Origin of the sequence: Oceanisphaera litoralis, from assembly GCF_016907015.1 — a bacterium.
Lineage (GTDB): Bacteria > Pseudomonadota > Gammaproteobacteria > Enterobacterales > Aeromonadaceae > Oceanimonas > Oceanimonas litoralis.
Genome location: NZ_JAFBBE010000011.1, coordinates 80,981 through 101,112, shown reverse-complemented (window position 1 = coordinate 101,112; position 20,132 = coordinate 80,981). Strand labels below are relative to the sequence as shown.

The following is a 20,132-nucleotide window of genomic DNA, read 5'->3' as shown; positions in this document are numbered from 1 at the left end:
GTGTTCCTGAAACGGGTGCGGAATATCGGATACAACGACGCCTTTTGAGGCAGCGCCCTGACGTCGTACAGAAAAGGGGATTTACCTCGGTGTTACAGGTGCTCCCGGATCACCTCCAGCACATGCCTGACCCGTAGCGGAGTGACTTCCCGCCGGGGCGTGACCACCCGAACGAACCGTTGCTCTCCCAGGGTGTAGTCCGGCAGCACATGCTGCAACTGGCCGCGCTCGATGTAATCCCGCACCGACCAGTCCGACTTCATGGTGATGCCGGCGCCGTCCACCGCCAGCCAGGTAAGATAATCGCCGGTATTGCAAAACATCACCCGTTTCAATGGCACGCGCACGGTTTCGCCGTTACCGGTCAGCTCCCAGTGTTTCATATGCAGGTGGCTGAGAATAAGGTGCTGTTTCAGATCGGCCGGTCGCCGGGGCTCGCCGTATTGCGTCAGGTAGTCCGGACTGGCAATCAGAATACGTTTGTCCTCAATCAGGTTCTCGCTTTCGACGTTATTTTCCCGCACCTCCCCTACTCGAAATGAAAGGTCGATGCCTTCTCGCACCAGCGGAGTAAACTGATCATCCAGCAGCAGCTCTATGGTCAACCCCGGATTCTGTACATGCAGTTGGCGAATGGGCTGAAGCAAGAATACCCGTGCAAAGGAGTGGGGGGCCGCAATCCGTACCTGGCCACTGATGCGGCCCCCGTTGAGGCGCTGCCGATCCAGGGTCATCAGCTCGGTCAGATCCAGGGTTTTCTGCGCCAGCACCAGCAGCTCCCTGCCTTCTTCGGTTATGCTGATGTGCCGGGTGGAGCGCAGAAACAGGGTTTTGCCGGTAATGGTTTCCAGCCGTTTGACCCGCATGCTGACCACGGCGGGAGAATACCCCAGCTGCTCCCCCGCCTGACGAAAGTTCAGGGTGTTGGCAATTTCACAGAACAGCCTGAGATCGGAAAGGTACTCCATCATTATCAATTATTCCCAAACAATATATTCATCAATCGGCTAATTATTAATTCTAAACAAAATGCCATCATGGCGCTCTCAACATTCCCTTGATTGAACAACGGAGCCTGGTGATGCAATACACCCCCTTTGGAGATTCTTCTCTGTCCATTGCCCCTGATCTTTTTATGGCGAAGTGAGCCTCAGACTCACTTCGCCCGGTAGTTCCTTTCGCTGAAACCGGTTGTATCAGCCTATTTTGAGTATCAAAAAAACATGAGCAAGTTGTTTGAAGCCCACGCCTTTGGCGACCAGACCTTTAAAAACCGCATGGTGCTGCCCCCCATGACCCGCTGCCGCACCGATCAGCCGGGCAATGTTCCCAACGACATGATGGCCGATTTTTATGCCCAGCGGGCCAGTGCCGGCCTGCTGATTGCGGAAGCCACCCAGGTGTCGGAAGACGCTCAGGGCTATTCCTGGGCGCCGGGTATTCACAGCAGTGAGCAAATTCAGGGCTGGCAGAAGGTCACCCGCAAGGTACAGGAAGCCGGCGGCCGGATTTTTCTGCAGGTCTGGCATACCGGCCGCATTTCTCATGCCGTGTTCCAGAACGGCCAGGCGCCCATGGCCCCTTCCGCGATGGACACCGATGAAAACCTGAGTGTCTGGGTGGCCCATAACGAACTGGATGGGGATCGGAGCGGCGGCGGTGGCATACAGGCCTGCACCCCGCCCAGAGCCATGACCCTGGACGACATCAAACGCACTCAGGATGCCTTTGTGCAATCGGCCGTCAACGCCCGTGAAGCCGGCTTTGACGGCATTGAACTGCACGGGGCCAATGGCTATCTGATCGACCAGTTTCTGCGCAAAAGCAGCAACAAACGCGACGATCAATACGGCGGCAGCCCGGAAAACCGCATCCGTTTTCTGACCGAAATTCTTGAGCGCATGGCCGGGGTGTTTCCACCCGAGCGCATCTGTGTGCGCTTCGCGCCCCACAACATGGCCCGAGGCATGGACGATCCGGATACGCCGGAAACCGTGTTGCTGGCCCTGAAGCGCATGGCGGATCTCAACATCGGCTATGTGCACTTCGCCGAAGCGGACTGGGACGCCGAGCCCAATGTGCCGGAAGAATTCCGCGCTCTGGCCCGGGCCATTTTCCCCAATCAGATCATCGTGGCGGGCAACTACACCCCGGAGCGGGCAGAACAGGTGCTGGATCAAGGTTATGCGGATCTGGTGGCCTTTGGTCGCCCCTTTATCGCCAACCCGGATCTGCCCTACCGCCTGCAACACCAACTGCCGCTGGCGCCCATCCGTGATGCGTTTCTGTTTGGCGGTAGCGAAGAAGGCTACACGGATTATTCCGTTGCCGAATAATGCGCGGCATCGTGAACCACATAGCTCTTTAACCATTGAACCAACAGGAGTCCGTCCATGAGCTCAAGCTATATTCCCCCCCGGGTCTGGACCTGGGACAGCACCAACGGCGGTGAGTTTGCCAGTATCAACCGGCCCGTGTCCGGCGCTCCCCATGAAAAAAACCTGCCGGTCGGCGAGCACCCCCTGCAGCTTTACTCCCTGGGCACCCCCAATGGCGCCAAGGTCACCATCATGCTGGAAGAGCTGCTGGCCGGCCGTACCTACATTGCCGGCGAGGAATACAGCATCGCCGACATGGCAATCTGGCCCTGGTACGGCGATCTGGTGCGCGGCGGTCTGTATAACGCCGAGGTACCCGAGTTTCTGTCGGTGTCGGACTATCCCAATCTCAAACGCTGGGCCGATCGGGTCTTTGAACGCCCGGCGGTACAGCGCGGCCGCCGGGTCAACCGGGTGTGGGGAGATGCGTCGCTGCAACTGGCAGAACGCCACCATGCCCGGGATCTGGATCAGCATTAATACTGCCACCCTGCCCCATCAAACGAAACACCGCCTCGGCGGTGGTGTTGGGTGTCGTTTTTTTGGAATGCCGGTGCTCGCGGCCAGGTTTCGTGCCCTCTGCCCTGGATTCCCGCCTTCGCGGGAATGACGAGGGGTGGTTCGCGGGAATGACGATAAAAAACGCCGGCATTTGCCGGCGTTTTTACATTGTCTTCCCCAAGGCAAACCTTAACCCTACTTGCGCAATACCCCCTCCTCTACCAGCAGATCGTAGATGGCTTTGGCGGCGGCCTGGGGATCATCGCGGATGATCTGGCCCTTGCCGCCCTGGGCCTTGGCCGTGGCCTGCTTCAGGCGGTCGGCGGCGGTTTTGGCGGTCGACACCTTGAGGCGTTTGGGCCTGGATCTAGCCGCCGACAGCGTCCATTCGGCCCGTTGCTGATCGGCCTCGGTGGCCGGGGTCAGTCGTATTATGTTGCCGCGTCTGGCCTTGGCAAAGGCAATTTGCCGGGGCTCGGCGGCGGCACTTTCCACGCTGGCGACGAAGGGCAGTTTGACCTTGATGCGCCGGCGCTGGCCTCTGGGCAGGGCCTGCAACAGGCTGGCTTCGCCATGTTCGATAGACTCGATAGCGGCGATGCCGGTCACCAGAGGCCAGCCCAGACGTTCGGCCAGCAGGTAGGGCAACAGGCCGGAGCCTTCGCCGTACTCGGCGCGCACCCCGGTCAGCAGAATATCCGGCTGCTGTTCGCTCAGGTAAGGGGTTAGCACCGCCAGGGCATCGTCTTCTTCCGTCTGGTTCAACACCGTCAGGCCGTCGATGCCCATGCCGAGGTAGTCGCGCAGGGCTTCCTGCTTGGGATCACCCGCATGAATGGCGCTCACCTTGCTGTTCAACGACTGCGGCAAAGAATCATTCAAAGACATCGCCAGCTCCAGGGCGCAGGCGTCTTGATGGGCGCGACGCGCGCGCCCGGATACCGGATGCTGGCCCTGAGAGATCAGCACGGCAATATTCAGGGTATCAGGCTGCATCACTCACCTCCTGGAGAGATTGGGCTTCAACCAGCTTCATCAACGCAGACAGTATTTCACTGCTGTCGCCGATGGCGGCCAGGCTGGCCCGTTTGACCATGTCACAGTCGGCATCCTTGTTGATGGCGACCACCTTTTCACATTTGCCGATGCCCTGCAGGTGCTGCACGGCACCGGAAATTCCCACCGCGATATAGACCCGGGCGCTCACCCAAGTACCGGTTGCCCCCACCTGACGGCTGCGGGGCATAAAGCCGTCGTCCACCGCCACCCGGCTGGCCCCTTCCGAGGCACCGAGCTGGGTCGCGGCCTGGTGGAACTGGGGCCAGTCGTGCACCCCGTTGCCGGCCGAAAGGATGAACTCGGCCTCGGCCAGGGGAATTTCGGCGGGATCCACCGCCACCCGCCCCAAATCCTCCAGTCGGGATCCGATGGGCGCCGACTGATCCAGCTTCTGCTCCAGTTCGAGCGGGCCGGCCTCATAGCGATACTCGCCACAGGGCAGGGCGCACTCTTCCAGCAACAGCATGACCCGGGACCAGGGCCGGCTGATATCCTGGTTGCCGGCGCCGTTTCTCGCGATCAACTGGTCGGCTTCCAGCTTCCATACCCCGGTGGCCGGACGCTCGCCCAGGGCCACGCCCAGGCGGCGGCCCAGCTCGGCCGACTCGCCGCTGTCGGGCAGCAGCCAGTACAGCGGGGTCAGGCCCTTTTCTACCTGCACGCACAGCTGACTCCAGGCCTCGGGCTGATAGCCGTCATATTCCGGCCCCTGCACCTGCAGCAGCCGATCGATTCCGGCACCCTCCACGCTTTCCTTCAGTTCGCCACAGAGCACGCCCAGCACCGCGGTAGGCTCTGTACGGGCGACCGCCAGCTGCTGGGCCTGGCCCAGCACATCCTTGCAGTGACTGGTGAGGCGGCCACCGCTGGTCTGCAGCCAGACCGCGATATAGGCCTGGGGCTCCACCACCTGGTGCAGCGGCAATACCACCTGTTCGCTGCGCTTCCTGGAAGACAGCTGGGTCACCCCGGCCGCACCACCCATATTCAGCCGATCCAGCCGGCGCAGGCCGCTGGGGCCGTATTGCCACCGGGGCCTGGGGTTCTTGCGCAGCAGGCCGGTCGGGCCCCGGGTCGGCTGGCCATTCAGCTCGGCATTCATCTCGGTATGGCAGGGATGCAGCCGGTTGCGCAGTATCCACGACCGGCGCGGATCACGACGATTCAAATCAGACATGAGCAGCTTCCTCCTCTGGCTGTTGCTGCGGCGTTTGCTGCACTTTTTGCTGCGAGAGAGGCACAACCAGCGCCTCCAGCAGCAGTTCGGCAATATCCTTCACCTCGGGCCGCGGCTCTACCACCCCTTCCAGCATCTGGGTACATTGCGGGCAGGCCACCGCCATCACCTCGGCGTTCACCGCCCTGGCGTCTTCCATGCGCATGTCGGCAATACGGCGCTCGCCCGGAATATCGGTGACCGGGGCGCCGCCGCCGCCGCCGCAACAGCGGGAACGGAAGCCACTGCGTTCCATTTCGGTGCGCTCGAATCCGAGCTGATCGAGCAGGTAGCGAGGTGCGTCATAGACGCCGTTGTACCGGCCCAGATAGCAGGGATCGTGGTAGGTCAGCCGCGCCTTGCCGTTGGCATTAAACTGCAGCAGGCCCTGCTGATGCAATTCGGCCAGCAGCTCGGTGTGATGCACCACCTGGTAGTCTCCGCCCAGCTCCGCATATTCGGTGCCCAGGCACTGCAGCGCATGGGGATCGGCGGTGATGATGCGGTTGAACCGGTACTTGGCCAGGGTCTTGATATTGGTTTTCGCCAGCCGCTGGAAGCTGGCTTCGTCGCCCAGACGGCGGGCCAGATCACCGGAGTCCAGCTCCTCGTCGCCGAGGAAGGCAAATTCCACGTTGGCGGCCTTGAGCAGCTTGACCAGGGCACGCAGGGTACGCTGGTTGCGCATGTCGAAGGCGCCATCACCCACCCAGAACAGGATATCTGTTTCCTTGGTCTGCTTGAGCAGCGGAATCGACAGATCTGCCGCCCAGTGACTGCGGCTGGCCGGCGACAGGCCGCCGGGGTTGTCGGTGGCAATCAGGTTTTCCAGCACTTCCTGGCCCTTGCCCGGGGTTTCGCCCCGCTCCAGGGTCAGGTAACGGCGCATGTCCACCACCGCGTCCACGTGCTCGATCATCATGGGGCACTCTTCCACGCAGGCCCGGCAGGTGGTACAGGACCACAGGGTCTGGCTGTCGAGGATGCTTTCCACCAGCGGCTTGTCGGGGCAGCCGGTACGGGCGGCCTGCTCCTGGCCCGGATGGGCGCTGCCGCGATAGGTCACTTCTTCCTGGGCGGCCATGGAGATGACCATGTCCTGGATCAGCTTTTTCGGGTTGAGCGGCTGGCCGGCGGCGAAGGCCGGGCATTTGCTTTCGCAACGACCGCACTGCACGCAGGCATCGAAGCCCAGCAACTGGTTCCACTTGAAGTCGGTTACCTTCTCCACACCCAGCTTGTCGGCATTCAGATCCAGCGCCTTGAGACCGGTATCACGACCGCCGTCGAAACGGGCCGGACGACGATGGAAGGCCAGATGCAGGGCGCCGGCAAAGGCGTGCTTCATGGGGCCGCCCCAGGTCATGCCAAACACCATCTCACCCAGGCCCCAGACACAGACGCCGAGCAACAGCAGGGCCAGCAGTCCGCTGCCGGTGCCTTCGGGCAAGATGCCGGTGGCCGGCAGGGTCGCCAGGAAAAAGCCGACCGAAAAGGCCTTCAGGCTCTTGGGCAGGCGCTGCCAGGGTCCGCGCGAGAGGCGGGAGTTGGGCAGCTCGGCAGCCGGTTTGCGGCGGCGCTTCCATACAAAGAAGGCGCCGGTGGCCATCAGCAGGGAGGCCGCCAGCAACGGCCAGGTCAGCCAGGCGGATTTCAGGCCGAAGCCGTGTACCAGCACCACCAGCACCAGCGCCAGCACAAAGCCGCCGCCGGTGGCTACGTGGGTGTTGGACATGTACTTGTCGCGGGCGACCACATGGTGCAGGTCAACCAGATAACGCCGGGGCATGGAAGCCAGTCCCTGCCAGAACGAAACCGGGCTGGGCTGTCCCTGACGCCACAGGCGGACCCGCCGTACCGCTCCGACCACGGCCAGAGCGAAGGTGAGCAATAACAGATAGGGGATCACAGGCTCAAACATAGCGGCTTACCTCATGGCGCCGGAGCAGGCTCCGGCGCCTTCAGATCAGAAGTCCTTGCACAGGCGCAGGGCGTCATAGATGGCGGCATGGGTGTTGCGCTGGGATACGCAGTCACCGATACGGAACAGCAGGTATCCCTGGCCATCGTGAGACAGGCTCGGCTGAGGCTTGGCCGCATACAGGGCTTCCAGATCGATCTGACCCTTGTTGACGGAATCGGCCTTCAGCTCGTAGTAGAGCCGCTCGTCGGGGCGAACACCGTTCTCCACCACGATCTGATCCACTACCCGCTCTTCCTTCTGGCCGGTGTACTCGTTTTCGAGTACCGCCACCAATTTGTCGCCTTCCTTGTACACCTGGTGCAGCGCCATGTCGGAGGTCATGATCACCTCACGCTCGTACAGGGAACGGTAATAGGTGGGGAAGGTGGTGCCACCGATGGCCGCACCCGGCTTGATGTCGTCGGTCACCATCTCCACCAGGCTGCCCTTGGACGCCAGGTAGTCGGCTACCGACATGCCGCTGAATTCACAGATGGTGTCGTAGACCAGCACGTTCTTGCCCGGCTCGACCTTGCCCGACAGAACATCCCAGCTGCTGACCACCAGGCCGTCTTTGGCGCCCCATTCCGGGTTCTGCTCGATAAAGGGCTGACCGCCAACGGCCAGGATCACCACGTCCGGGTTTTCCGCCATCATGGCCGGCACATCGGCCGCGGTATTCAGGCGCAGATCCACGTTCAGGCGCGCCAGCTCTAGGGCATACCAGCGGGTGATACCGGCAATCTGATCGCGCTGGGGCGCCTTTGCCGCCAGGGTTACCTGGCCGCCCAGCTCGGGGGCCTTTTCGAACAGCACCACCTCATGGCCGCGCTCGGCACTGACCCGGGCCGCTTCCATGCCGGCGGGACCACCGCCGACCACCACCACCCTGCGCTTGGGTCCGCTGGTGGGCTCGATGATATGGGGCATGCCCATGTGCTCGCGAGACGTCGCCGCGTTCTGGATGCAGAGTACGTCCAGGCCCTGATACTGACGGTCGATACAGTAGTTGGCGCCCACGCACTGCTTGATTTGATCCACCTGGCCCAGCTTGATCTTGGCAATCAGGTGCGGGTCGGCCATGTGAGCCCGGGTCATGCCCACGAAGTCGACATAGCCGCCTTCGATAATACGCTGAGCCTGGGTGGGATCCTTGATGTTCTGGGCATGGATCACCGGCACCGTCACCACTTCCTTGATGCCTGCCGCCAGGTGCAGGAACGGCTCGGGCGGGTAGCTCATGTTGGGGATGACGTTGGCCAGGGTGTTGTGGGTGTCACAACCGGAGCCGATCACCCCGAAGAAATCGAGCAGGCCGGTGTCGTCGTAATATTTGGCAATCTGCTTCATGTCGTCGTGGCTGAGGCCGTCCGGGTGGAACTCGTCACCACAGATGCGCATGCCCACGGCAAAATCGCGACCCACCTCGGCACGAACGGCTTTAAGCACTTCCAGACCGAAGCGCATGCGATTCTCGAAGCTGCCGCCCCACTGGTCTTCGCGCTTGTTGACCCGCGGGCTCCAGAACTGATCGATCAGGTGCTGGTGCACGGCGGACAGCTCAACGCCGTCCAGGCCGCCTTCCTTGGCGCGGCGGGCCGCCTGGGCGTAATCGCCGATGATGCGCTGGATTTCTTCCGGCTCGATCACCTTGCAGGTGGCGCGGTGCACCGGCTCGCGGATGCCGCTCGGGCTGACCAGAGTTGACCAGTTATGACCATCCCAGCGGGAACGACGCCCCATGTGGGTGATCTGTATCATGATCCTGGCGCCGTGCTTGTGCATGGCATCGGCCAGGTTCTGGAAATGGGGAATGATGCGGTCGGTGCTCAGGTTGACCGAGCTCCACCATTCCTGGGGGCTGTCGATGGACACCACGCTGGAGCCGCCGCAGATGGCCAGGCCGAGGCCGCCCTTGGCCTTTTCTTCGTAATATTTGACGTAACGCTCTGTGGTCATGCCGCCGTCGGTGGCATACACCTCGGCATGGGCCGTGCTCACCACCCGGTTACGAATGGTGAGCTTGTTGATATTCATGGGTTGAAACAAGGCGTCGAACTGTCCCATCCTGGATCCCTCTGCTGACTTGTCTGGCGGCCGACAACCGGCCCTCCGAAAATTAAAACCTGCTCGCGTTGAGCGCCTGCTTTTCGTCACTCCCGCACCTTTCTCGTCACTCCCGCGAAGGCGGGAGTCCATGCATTTCTGCAAACCGGCGTTGTTGCTCTAACCCGTGCTCCCTGCTCCTGGATACCCGCCTTCGCGGGTATGACGACGTGAGTGTCACTCCCGCGCCTTTCTCGTCACTCCCGCCTTCTTTTTCGTCACTCCCGTCTCCCCTTCGTCACTCCCTCTCCCCTTCGTCACTCCCGTCTCCCCTTCGTCACTCCCGCGAAGGCGGGAGTCCATGCATTTCTGCAAACCGGCGTTGTTGCTCTAACCCGTGTTCCCTGCTCCTGGATACCCGCCTTCGCGGGTATGACGGCGTGGGTGCAAGCATGACGGCGTGGGTGCGAGCATGACGGCGTTTGCTTCGCGGGCGTTACGCCTTACAGCGGGCTGACTTCGAACAGGCCGTAATCACAGCCGGTCTGGGCGCCGCTCTGGGTCTGGCGGGCGACGGTGCGCACCGACAGCCCCTGGCTTGCGGCAATCTGGTCCACCGCGCCGGCAAACCAGCCGGTAAACATGTAGTCCACCATGCGATCCACCTTGCCGTACTGGTAGACGAAGGCGGAATGATCCAGGCGGACCCTGGCGGTACCGGCGGCGATATCCAGGTTCTCGATGGAAAACAGACCCCAGCCACGCTGAGACAGCCGCTTCATGTAGTGTTCGAACACGGCGTCACCGCTGAGGCCGTGACACTCGGCTTCTTTCTCGCACCAGTGCCAGGCAGACTTGTAGCCGGCCTGGTACAGAATTTCGGCATAGCGCTCCGGGCCCAGCTCTTCCTCGATGCCCATGTGGTTGTTGACGAAAAAGTGGCGCGGCACATAGAGCATGGCCAGCGCGTCTGTGGTCCAGATACCGGTTTCATTGTTCACTTCTATAGGCATTTCGGGTGCATGTACTGACATTGTGATTCTCCTTGATGACTTACCCGTGATGGCTTATTCGCCCCAGACGTCTTTCAGCACACGCATCCAGTTGCCGCCCATGACTTTTTCCACCTGACGCGGTGAGAAGCCGTGCCGCAGCAGAGCCTCGGTCAGGTTGGGGAATTCGCCGATGGTACGAATACCTTCGGGGTTGATGATGTCGCCGAAACGGGTCAGGCGACGGGCATAGCCCTTGTCGTGAGTCAGCCACTCGAAGAAGTTCTGATCGTGGCCCTGGGTAAAGTCGGTACCGATACCGATGGCATCTTCACCCACCCGCTCCATCACATAGGCGATGGCCTCGACATAATCGTCGATGGTGGAATTGATGCCGTTTTTCAGGAAGGGCGCAAACATGGTCACGCCGACAAAACCGCCGTGATCGGCGATGAAGCGCAGCGCTTCATCGGACTTGTTGCGCGGGTGGTCTTTCAGACCCGCCGGCAGGCAATGGGAATAGCACACCGGCTTCTTGGACTCGAGGATCACTTCTCTGGAGGTCTGGGCGCCCACATGGGACAGATCGCACATGATGCCGACCCGGTTCATTTCGGCCACCACCTCGCGGCCAAAGCCGGACAGGCCGCCGTCGCGCTCGTAACAGCCGGTGCCCACCAGGTTCTGGGTGTTGTAGGCCATTTGCACTATGCCCACGCCCAGCTGCTTGAAGATTTCTACATAACCGAGCTGATCTTCGAAGGCATGGGTGTTCTGAAAACCGAGGATCACCCCGGTGCGGCCTTCTTCCTTGGCTTTGAGGATGTCGGCGGTGGTGCGCACCGGACGGATCAGATCCGCATGCTCCTGAAAGTGGCGGTTGAAGACGGCAATGTTGTTGACCGTGTCCTGAAACCCTTCCCATACCGACACGGTGCAGTTGGCGGCGGTAAGGCCGCCCCGGCGCATGTCTTCAAACAGTTCCCGCCCCCAGTTGGCGATGATCAGACCGTCGATAACGACCGCTTGATGATGTAGTTCAGCAGCACTTTGCATAGCCAGACCTTCCTTGAATTAATGTGGCAGGTGGCATGGTGGCCACCGGATTCAAGGGCAGTCTAGCCCGCGGCTCTCTGTGTACACTGGCTGAAAGCGACGAGCACATAGCCAAAAACGTCACTGCAGTGACGACACTGTCACCCCTGCCACGAAAGTACGTCACTCCGCGCTTCTTTTCGTCACTCCCGCGCAGGCGGGAGTCCATGCGCCCCAGCAGACCGGGCACCGTGGTCAGGCCGGTGCTCCCTGCCCTGGATGCCCGCCTTCGCGGGCATGACAAGACAAACGGGCATGACGAGGGTGAAAATCACCCCGCTCCCCTTTCGTCACTCCCGCGCCCCTTTCGTCACTCCCGCGCAGGCGGGAGTCCATGCGCCTGCAGACCGGGCACCATGCCCAAAGCCGTGCTCCCTGTCCCTGGATGCCCGCCTTCGCGGGCATGACGGCGTTGATGTCACTCCCGCGCTTCTTTTCGTCACTCCCGCGAAGGCGGGAGTCCATGCGCCCCAGCAGACCGGGCACCGTGGTCAGTCCGGTGCTCCCTGCCCTGGATACCCGTCCCCGCCTCCGCGGGGATGACGTTCCTTCGCGGGCATGACAAGACAAACGGGCATGACGAGGGTAAAAATCACCCCGCTCCCCTTTCGTCACTCCCGCGCCCCTTTCGTCACTCCCGCGAAGGCGGGAGTCCATGCGCCCCAGCAGACCGGGCACCGTGGTCAGGCCGGTGCTCCCTGCCCTGGATGCCCGTCCCCGCCTCCGCGGGGATGACGTTCCTTCGCGGGCATGACAAGAAAAACAGGCATAACGAGAGTGAAAAGGAACCTTGAAGAAAAACATATTGGGAGCGAGATCCATGAACGCCGGTTGCTTGTCATTTTATCGCTAAGCTTGGAAGTACCGTTTTCAGAATGGTTATCACCATGTCGAAACAGCCCGCCGTCTACATGCTGACCAATAATAGAAACGGCACCCTGTATATTGGCGTGACCAGCAATCTGGTACAGCGTATATGGCAACACAAGCAGGAAGAAGTAGCCGGGTTTAGCGCCCGCTACGCATTACATATATTGGTGTACTTCGAACTTCATGCGGATATGTACACAGCGATTAGCCGCGAGAAACAACTCAAGAAATGGAACCGCGCCTGGAAGCTACGGTTGATTGAAGAACACAACCCTGACTGGCGGGATCTGTGGCCCGACATCATTTAAGGCGGGAGTCCATGCGCCCCAGCAGACCGGGCACCGTGGTCAGGCCCGTGCTCCCTGCCCTGGATGCCCGCCTTCGCGGGCATGACGATAAGATGGGAATTCACTTCAAGGAAAAAGCTACAAGGTCACCGACGCAAAGGTGGGCTCGCCCCGCGCCATATCCAGCTGAATGTTCATCACCAGCTCCGACAATACCGGAGAGGCGGCCACCGGCTTGGGTCTTGAACGACTACAGCGGTCATCTCGCGGTGGCACCCCGAAGTTCTCCCGGTAACACTTGCTGAAATGGGGCGTCGACACAAAGCCGCAGGCGGTGGCGATATCGATGATCGACAGCGAAGTCTGGCGCAACAGTTGCCGGGCCCGCTTCAGCCGCAGGTTGAGGTAATAGCGGGAAGGGGAACATTGCACATGGCGCTGAAACAGCCGTTCGACCTGACGCCGGGACAGCCCCACATAGCAGGCCAGTTCGTCCAGGGTGATCGGCTCTTCCAGGTTGGCTTCCATCAACGCCACCACCTCGGCCAGCTTGGGCTGGGCCGTGCCCACCATATGGCGCAGCGGCACCCGTTGCTCTTCCTGCCCCTCGCGAATACGTTCGCACAGAAACATGTCGCAGATGGCGGTGCTCAGGGCGCTGGAATGATCTTTTTCGATCAGGTGCAGCATCATGTCCATGGGCACGGTACCGCCGCTGCAGGTCAGCCGGTCCCGGTCGATGCAATAGAGGGCGCTGCTGGTTTCCAGCTGAGGGAAGGCTTCCTTGAACGAGGCCATGTATTCCCAGTGCAGGGTACAGCGATAACCACTCAACACGCCGGCATCGGCCAGCAGGTAGCTGCCGGTGCAGACGGCGCCGAGCTTGACCCGGCGCCTGGCCAGCTGCTGCAGCCAGGCCCGCAATGCCCGGCTGCGGGCATTGACCACCCCTACTCCGCCGCAGAGAATCATCATGTCCAGATGACCACAATCCTGAATGCTGTGATCCGGGGTGACCAGCATGTGATCGCTCGCCCGCACCGGGGATCCGGTTTCGGACAGCATCACCCATTCATAGAGCGGCTGGCCCGACAACTGATTGGCCATGCGCAGGGGTTCGATGGCGGACGCCAGGGAAATCATGGTGAAATTGTCTATCAGTAGGAAACCGACACGTTGTGTTTGGCTCATTTCGCTTGCTCCTGGTCCCTGCACAACCGCTGTCGGGATCCCTGTTGATACGATGGCATCTCGATAACAAGAATCGAGCATTTGAATTACAAATAACCACATTTGCGAAACATATACCATGATCGGGATTTCGCAAACCCTTAACCGCTTATTTTTTAGCATTCAGTCTTAACTTGTGACCAAGCTACGATAATTCCATGACTTTCACAGAGCTAAAAGACTCAACCGTCACCGACATACCTTTAAAAAACAAGACATTACAACCACTTCCGTTATATTCATTAGTAATATGCGGCAGGATTTTCCCGACAGAAAACACATCAAATGAAGCGGCTATTGCAGTGCCTATCGTTTCCCGGACACACAGGCGCAGGTAAGGTCGCCTGCCTATAGAAGGTGTGGGTAATAGAAGGTGTGTGGGTAAGCCAGTAGCGGACGCGGTTAAAGACTGAATGCAGTGATAGAAATGACACAACCAACGAAGTGCATAAGTAATGTGGCATAACTGATGTGGACTATGGGGCTAGTTTGCCTTTATCGTCACCCTCGCGAAGGCGGGGGTCCAGTGTCTTTGCAGGCGACCGCAGGCTGTCAGTTCTTCGCCACAAATCCTGGATTCCCGCCTTCGCGGGAATGACAAGAGATACGCAGAAATGATGACAGAACCACACCAGTTATGCGGGATTACTTATCTTGTATTTGCATACCTTGCATTGATGATAAAACGCTGGTGCGTCGTGCCTATTTCAAGTAGTTAGAGAAGCTTTGAAGATGGTGGAGGAACTGCAAACAGAACTTGATATCAGCTTGCAGTTCACCCTCTTTACTTTCATTGTCCTGTTGCTCAGAAGATCGCAAACAGGCTTTTAACAGCGGCGTCGTGGGTGTGATGCCGCATCATCAGAAGGACACGCCGAATACCAAAGGGACTATGGTGTAGAGCGCTATTAATATGACCGACAGGCCGATAATATTAAGCCAGATACCGGCCCGAATCATGCTCTGAATCGGCAGATCACCAGTGGCAAAAGCCACTGCGTTGGAAGGCGTCGCCACCGGCAGCATAAAGGCACAACTGACGGCAAAGGTGACGACTATCGTCATCAAAAAGGGATCTATATTCAGACCGCCGGCAATGGCCCCCATGATCGGGAAGAAGGCCGCGGCCGTTGCCGTGTTACTGGTCAGCTCGGTCAACAAGATAATGACGATAGCAGTAAAAGCCAGCACCAGAATAGGTGGCAAGCCTGCCAGGCCTGACACGCTCTCGCCCACCCAGGCACTGAGTCCGGTTGCCGTGAACTGCGCAGACAAGGTCAAGCCGCCACCAAACAGCAGTAGCACTCCCCAGGGAACATCTCGCGTCGCCGACCATTCCATTAGCATTCCCCTTCCCTTCGATGCCGGGATCACAAACAGCAGAATGGCAGCCAAAATAGCAACGCTGGTGTCATTGATATTGGACAACCACGGTAGGGCTGCATTCACTGCTGCCACCTTGGCAATCAGCGGCACGAATACCCAGAAAAAGACGGCCCCCGCAAAGATATTCAGCACGCGCCGCTCTTCGGGTGAAAGCCTGCCCATGGCCTTGAGCTCAGATTCGATAAGCTCCCGCCCTCCCTGGATATCCCCCACTTCCGAACGGAATACAACCTTGCTGAGAACAACCCACGCAAGGATGAGCATAGTGAAGGAGAAGGGCACACCCATAAGCATCCAGTGGCCAAAACCTATGGTCAGTCCATGCGAGTCTTCCATGTAGGCACGCATCAGCGCCATGGGTGGCTGGCCAACCAATGTCGCCATGGAGCCGATAGTGATTGAATAGGCAATGCCCAGCAGCACTGCGGCAGAAAATTTGGGGGTGTCATCACCATTACCCAATGACTTCACCAGTGCAATGATGGAACCGCCAATTGGTACCATGATCACCGCCGTCGCGGTATTACTCACCCACATGGTAATGAACCAGCTGGCAAACATAAGGCCGAAGACGATCTGAGCAGGCTTGGTACCTACGGTGAGCACCGTCAGCAGTGCGAAGCGACGGTGCAGGTTCCAGCGTTGCGCCGCCAGGCCCAGCAGCACTCCCCCCAGCACCAGAAAGACAATGCTGTGGGCATAGGGTGATGCCGTTGTGCCTATCGACGCTATGTCGAAGAAAGGGAACAGCACCAACGGTAATAGAGAGGTGGCGGGAATGGGAATAGCCTCTGTCATCCACCAGGTTGCCATGAGCATGGCGATGGCCGCGACAATACGAGCATCCAGCGCCAGCGATTCCGGTAACAGAACGAAGACGGCCAATCCAATGATGATACCCAGTGTCAAGGAGAACGGTTTAAAGCCGCTGACTTGCGTACAGGATTTCTCTACGGGCGCCGTCAGAGAGTGAGACATGCCAATACCTTTTTAATAACAAATAGTTATGCTCTAGTCTAACCACTGAACAAACCATCACTAATACCTTTAAAGTTGGCAACCATACCCAAACAAATTCGCATCAACCCCGTCACACCAAACCTTGATCGAGGTCCTTGTCGGCCGGATTATTTTTTACCCTTGGTCCGGGAGATGTGGTTATCTTTCAGCCCAGCATGTTTGCCGGCTTCGCTGAGCAAACAAAAGGGGCTTTCGCCCCTTTTGTTACTGTCTGATATGAGGTTCAGGATGCCGGCGGTAGCTTTACCGGCACTTCTATGGCGACCGGTACGTCGACGGTCACCGGCTGGGTGACGGGTACCTCCTGATGCAGGGCGCGGTACAGACCCCACATCATGATCAGGATAACGAACGAGAACGGGAAGGCCGCGATAATGGCCGCGGTCTGCACTGCCTTGAGACCACCGGCCAGCATCAGTATGGCCGCCACCGCCGCCACCGCCATGCTCCACAACACCCGCTGACTGCGCGGCGGATGTTCATTGCCCAGCGACAGTATGGTGGTCACCACCAGGGTGCCGGAGTCGGCAGAAGTGATGAAGTAGAGCGCCACCAGCAGGGTCGCCAGTATTGATGCCAGGGTGCCCATGACGCCGCCATCCAGCAGTTCCAGCGTCGCATACAGCGACGAGGTGACGTCTTCAGCCACCGCCGTGACGATGCCGGCCTGACCGACAGCCGCGACCGCTTCTCCGGCCGCATTGGTCACCGTATGGGTCAGCTCAAGATACAGGGCAGTACCACCGAACAGGGTCAGCCAGAGCAGGCCCAACAGGGTCGGGACCAGCAGCACACCACAGATAAACTCCCGAATGGTACGGCCCTTGGAAATACGGGCGATAAACATGCCGACAAAAGGCGACCAGGACATCCACCAGGCCCAGTAGAACACGGTCCACCAGGACTGCCACTGGCTGTCCTTGCCGGCATCGGTCCAGGTGCTCAGACCCACCACATGAGTCAGGTAATCACCGAGGCCCTGCACATAGCTCAACAACAGATAGCGGGTGGGACCATAGCACAACAGGAACAGCAGGATGGCGGCGCTCAACCACATGTTGGCAACCGACAGCCATTTCACGCCCCGGCCCAGGCCGGACAGCACCGACAGGGTGGCAATCAGCGAGATCACCGCGATCAGAATCAACTGGCTGCCGGTGCCGATTTCCATACCGAACAGGTGATTCAGGCCGGTATTGATTTGCGTTACCCCGAAACCGAGGGAGGTCGCCACCCCGAAGATGGTGCCGAATACCGCCAGGGTATCCACTGTGTGCCCCGCCCAGCCATACATGCGTTTGCCAATCAATGGATAGAGCGCCGAGCGGATGGTCAGTGGCAACCCCTTGCGGTAGGAAAAATAGGCCAGGGACAAGCCCACTACCACATAGATGGCCCAGGGATGCAGGCCCCAGTGGAAGAAGGTCAGCCGCATGGCGACTTCTGCCGCTTCCGGCGTCATGCCCTCGGTAATGAAGGGATTACTCTGAAAATGATAGATGGGTTCGGCAATCGCCCAGAACACCAGGCCGATGCCCATGCCGGCGCTGAACAACATGGCAAACCAGGAAAACAGACCGTATTCCGGGCGGGAATCATCGGCTCCCAGGCGCAGACTGCCAAATCGGCTGAAGGCCAATACCACACAGAACAGCAGCATCAACGTCAGAATGGCAATGTAATACCATTTGAAATTGTTGATGAGATATCCCGATATGCTGTCAAACAGGGCGGTCGCCGCATCGGGTAACAAGGCGCCTCCCACCACAAACAAGGTAACGATAATCATGGAACTGATCGTCGCCGCCGGGCTCATTCCTTTCAAAAGTCCATCTTTGGCTAACATGGGACAAGGTCTCCGTCGGGTTGGTAAACATCAAAACGGCAATCGAGGGCCAGGGGTCCTGCCAGCCCGGCGCTTGCCGGTACAACCTTTACCCAGCACGCCAGCGGGCTGTCGTGATGGGCAAAAACCGGTCTCTATAACAACAGCTAACCCCGGGATGAAATGTGCCCGATACGACACCGGTTTATGCCTGTGCGTCCTGTTCCATCCAGACCATTCCGAAAACGACATTCGAGCCGAAACGCGGTTGCAGTAGCAAAATCGGCGGAATAGGCTGTGGCGGTATCAATCAATCAATCAGGGAGCAAGGCCATGATGATCACCGAGCTGATGGATCAGGACGATTTTCGTGCCCGGCTGCAGGCATGGGGACTGGAAGGCGCAAACCGGCAGACGCTGGCAGAGTGCAGTGACCGGCTGAGCGAGGCGCTGGCAGGGCCGGAGCGGGAACCATGGCAGCAACGGCTGGCATCGTTGCTGGCCAAGCGGGAGCTGCTACACCCCGAGGTACAGGCCCTGCTGGATGCCTGCATGAAATAAGCAGCATTTCCGTGAAGACCTTAATTTCCGCGAAGACCTTAATCGTCATCTTCGCGAAGGCGGAGATCCATGACAGGGGGCACTGGATTCCCGCCTGCGCGAGAATGACGACAAAAAATCGCGGGAATGACGGGCGGGAATAACGGGCGAGAATGACAAGGGGGAGCCATTGGCTCCCCCTTGTCATTGTGCGCCAGCCTTACTCGGGAAATTCGACGGCCAATGTCTGACTGCCGGCGTGACCGGTGGCGTAACCGGCGGCATGGCCGATAAAGGTATCCGCATACCAGTCGACGAAGTTCACCACCCCGAATTCATAGGTAGGCGAATAGGGACCCGGTTCGTAGGCCATGGAGTTGATGCCCCGCTGGTTTTCTTCGGCCAGGGTTCTGTCCTGGGCATTGGTGGCATCCCATACCCGGCGCAGTTTTTCAACGTCGTAGTCGACGCCTTCCACCGCGTCCTTGTGCACCACCCACTTGGTGATCACCCTGGTCTTCTGTGGGCCCATGGGCACCACCTGGAAGGTAACCAGGTGATCGCTCTGGCCATGGTTCCAGGAATTGGGCAGGTGCAGGATTCGCAGCGAACCCAGCTCCCGGTTCTTGACCCGGCCCAGGGTCTTCTCGCAGGCATGGCTGCCGTCTATGGTCATGGCCACCTTGCCTTCGGCCAGCGGCATGCGCACCATGCGGTTGCGCAGCCCGAACGACACATGGTGATGGGGAATGTTTTCGGCGTCCCATTGTTCGCCCATGCGCGCCACGTGGGCCTTGAAGGCGTCGGTAGCACGGGGATCCGTGGTGTCGTCGAATTCCAGCAGGGTATTGAGCAGTTCGGGATGAGAGCCGTTGCAGTGGTAACATTCGCGGTTGTTCTCGAGCACCAGCTTCCAGTTGGCGTCCTCGACGATTTCGGACTGCACCGCCACCTTGGCGTTTTCCAGGTCGTAGGGCTCCAGGTAACGCTCCAGCTCCGCCAGGAAGTCGTCGATCTCGGGCGGATGGTCGGCCAGAGAGATGAAGATATAACCGCCGGCGGTTCGGGTGTGCACCTGCTTCAGCGGAAAGTCGGCCTTGTTGAAGCTGTCGCCCATGTCGTTACCGGCATAGAGCAGGTTGCCATCCAGCTCGTAGGTCCACTGATGGTAGGGGCAGACCAGCTTGGCCACCTTGCCTTTTTTATGAGTACAGAGGCGCGAACCCCGGTGGCGGCAGACGTTATGAAACGCCTGAATGCCCTGCTTGTTGCGCACTATGGTAATGGGGTTGTTACCCACCTCCAGAGTCATGAAATTACCCACTGTGGGGATCTCGCAGGTCAGGCCGACAAAAAGCCATTCCTTGCAGTAGATCTGCTCCATGTCGGCGGCAAAGACCTCGGGGCTGTTGTAAAACGCCTGTGGGAGTGAATAACCGGGACGACGCTGCTGCAACATCTGCACTGCATCACCCAGGCCGGGGGCTGTGCCTAACAATGCGGTGTTGATCTGCTCCATGTTTGCTGCTTCCTTTACTGTTGAGATTGAGCCGTGTGTCCCTGCCACCAGAGCGGGAACCTTGGCCTCATTGTCACCAAGGTTACGCCGCACTGGTTGTCTGAAAACGACCCGTCTGCCGATGATTTCCGACCTCTCCTCTCCCGCCCCGCCCACTATCCGCCGGCCCATGGGCAAAAGCGGGGCTGGCAGATAACTGCATGTC

The 20,132-nt window shown here is 59.5% G+C and carries 15 protein-coding genes; 4 read left to right on the top strand and 11 right to left on the bottom strand.

The window, feature by feature from the left end; translation table 11 throughout:
* Positions 1 to 92 precede the first annotated feature (92 nt).
* Positions 93 to 971, bottom strand: a complete 879-nt coding sequence (locus HNR62_RS08715; RefSeq protein ID WP_204795699.1) for a LysR family transcriptional regulator — start codon at positions 969 to 971, stop codon at positions 93 to 95.
* A gap of 252 nt (positions 972 to 1,223) precedes the next feature.
* Between HNR62_RS08715 and HNR62_RS08710 the strand changes: the two genes are divergently transcribed.
* Together HNR62_RS08710 and HNR62_RS08705 are read left to right on the top strand one after the other, a co-directional pair.
* Complete coding sequence (locus HNR62_RS08710) at positions 1,224 to 2,336, top strand: alkene reductase (RefSeq protein WP_204795698.1); 1,113 nt, start codon at positions 1,224 to 1,226, stop codon at positions 2,334 to 2,336.
* Between the two features lie 57 nt (positions 2,337 to 2,393).
* Positions 2,394 to 2,858, top strand: a complete 465-nt coding sequence (locus HNR62_RS08705; protein ID WP_204795697.1) for a glutathione binding-like protein — start codon at positions 2,394 to 2,396, stop codon at positions 2,856 to 2,858.
* A gap of 216 nt (positions 2,859 to 3,074) precedes the next feature.
* Here HNR62_RS08705 and etfB read toward each other — a convergent pair whose 3' ends face one another.
* From etfB to HNR62_RS08675, 6 genes are all read right to left on the bottom strand, one after another.
* Positions 3,075 to 3,875 (bottom strand): electron transfer flavoprotein subunit beta, encoded by an 801-nt coding sequence (gene etfB / locus HNR62_RS08700; protein ID WP_204795696.1) that lies wholly within the window; start codon positions 3,873 to 3,875, stop codon positions 3,075 to 3,077.
* Positions 3,865 to 5,115: an electron transfer flavoprotein subunit alpha gene (gene etfA / locus HNR62_RS08695; RefSeq protein ID WP_204795695.1), complete on the bottom strand. Its 1,251-nt coding sequence runs from the start codon at positions 5,113 to 5,115 to the stop codon at positions 3,865 to 3,867. The genes etfB and etfA overlap by 11 nt, the downstream gene beginning before the upstream one ends.
* The gene (locus HNR62_RS08690) at positions 5,108 to 7,075 is read right to left on the bottom strand and encodes a (Fe-S)-binding protein (protein WP_204795694.1); all 1,968 of its coding nucleotides are present in this window, start codon (positions 7,073 to 7,075) and stop codon (positions 5,108 to 5,110) included. Before HNR62_RS08690 ends, etfA begins: the two co-directional genes overlap by 8 nt.
* 45 nt (positions 7,076 to 7,120) lie before the next feature.
* Positions 7,121 to 9,184, bottom strand: coding sequence for a dimethylglycine demethylation protein DgcA (gene dgcA, locus HNR62_RS08685; protein WP_204795693.1), 2,064 nt, complete (start codon positions 9,182 to 9,184; stop codon positions 7,121 to 7,123).
* Positions 9,185 to 9,666: 482 nt separating this feature from the next.
* Positions 9,667 to 10,197: a 4-vinyl reductase gene (locus HNR62_RS08680; protein WP_204795692.1), complete on the bottom strand. Its 531-nt coding sequence runs from the start codon at positions 10,195 to 10,197 to the stop codon at positions 9,667 to 9,669.
* Positions 10,198 to 10,230: 33 nt separating this feature from the next.
* Positions 10,231 to 11,211 carry a dipeptidase gene (locus HNR62_RS08675; RefSeq protein WP_204795691.1) on the bottom strand — a complete coding sequence of 327 codons (981 nt, stop codon included), beginning with the start codon at positions 11,209 to 11,211 and terminating at the stop codon, positions 10,231 to 10,233.
* A gap of 926 nt (positions 11,212 to 12,137) precedes the next feature.
* Here HNR62_RS08675 and HNR62_RS08670 point away from each other — a divergent pair.
* On the top strand, positions 12,138 to 12,428 hold the full coding sequence (locus HNR62_RS08670) for a GIY-YIG nuclease family protein (RefSeq protein WP_239552696.1): 291 nt from the start codon (positions 12,138 to 12,140) through the stop codon (positions 12,426 to 12,428).
* A gap of 117 nt (positions 12,429 to 12,545) precedes the next feature.
* On the opposite strand, the gene gbdR is transcribed toward HNR62_RS08670, so the two are convergent.
* From gbdR to HNR62_RS08655, 3 genes are all read right to left on the bottom strand, one after another.
* Positions 12,546 to 13,598: a choline metabolism transcriptional regulator GbdR gene (gene gbdR / locus HNR62_RS08665; RefSeq protein ID WP_204795689.1), complete on the bottom strand. Its 1,053-nt coding sequence runs from the start codon at positions 13,596 to 13,598 to the stop codon at positions 12,546 to 12,548.
* A 900-nt stretch (positions 13,599 to 14,498) separates the two neighbouring features.
* Entirely contained in the window at positions 14,499 to 16,001 is a 1,503-nt protein-coding gene (locus HNR62_RS08660) for an SLC13 family permease (RefSeq protein ID WP_204795688.1), read from the bottom strand.
* Positions 16,002 to 16,266: 265 nt separating this feature from the next.
* Positions 16,267 to 17,889, bottom strand: coding sequence for a BCCT family transporter (locus tag HNR62_RS08655; protein ID WP_204795687.1), 1,623 nt, complete (start codon positions 17,887 to 17,889; stop codon positions 16,267 to 16,269).
* 312 nt (positions 17,890 to 18,201) lie between these two features.
* Here HNR62_RS08655 and HNR62_RS08650 point away from each other — a divergent pair, with 312 nt between their 5' ends.
* Positions 18,202 to 18,429 (top strand): hypothetical protein, encoded by a 228-nt coding sequence (locus tag HNR62_RS08650; protein ID WP_204795686.1) that lies wholly within the window; start codon positions 18,202 to 18,204, stop codon positions 18,427 to 18,429.
* Between the two features lie 199 nt (positions 18,430 to 18,628).
* On the opposite strand, the gene HNR62_RS08645 is transcribed toward HNR62_RS08650, so the two are convergent.
* Entirely contained in the window at positions 18,629 to 19,927 is a 1,299-nt protein-coding gene (locus HNR62_RS08645) for an aromatic ring-hydroxylating oxygenase subunit alpha (protein ID WP_204795685.1), read from the bottom strand.
* Positions 19,928 to 20,132 lie beyond the last annotated feature (205 nt).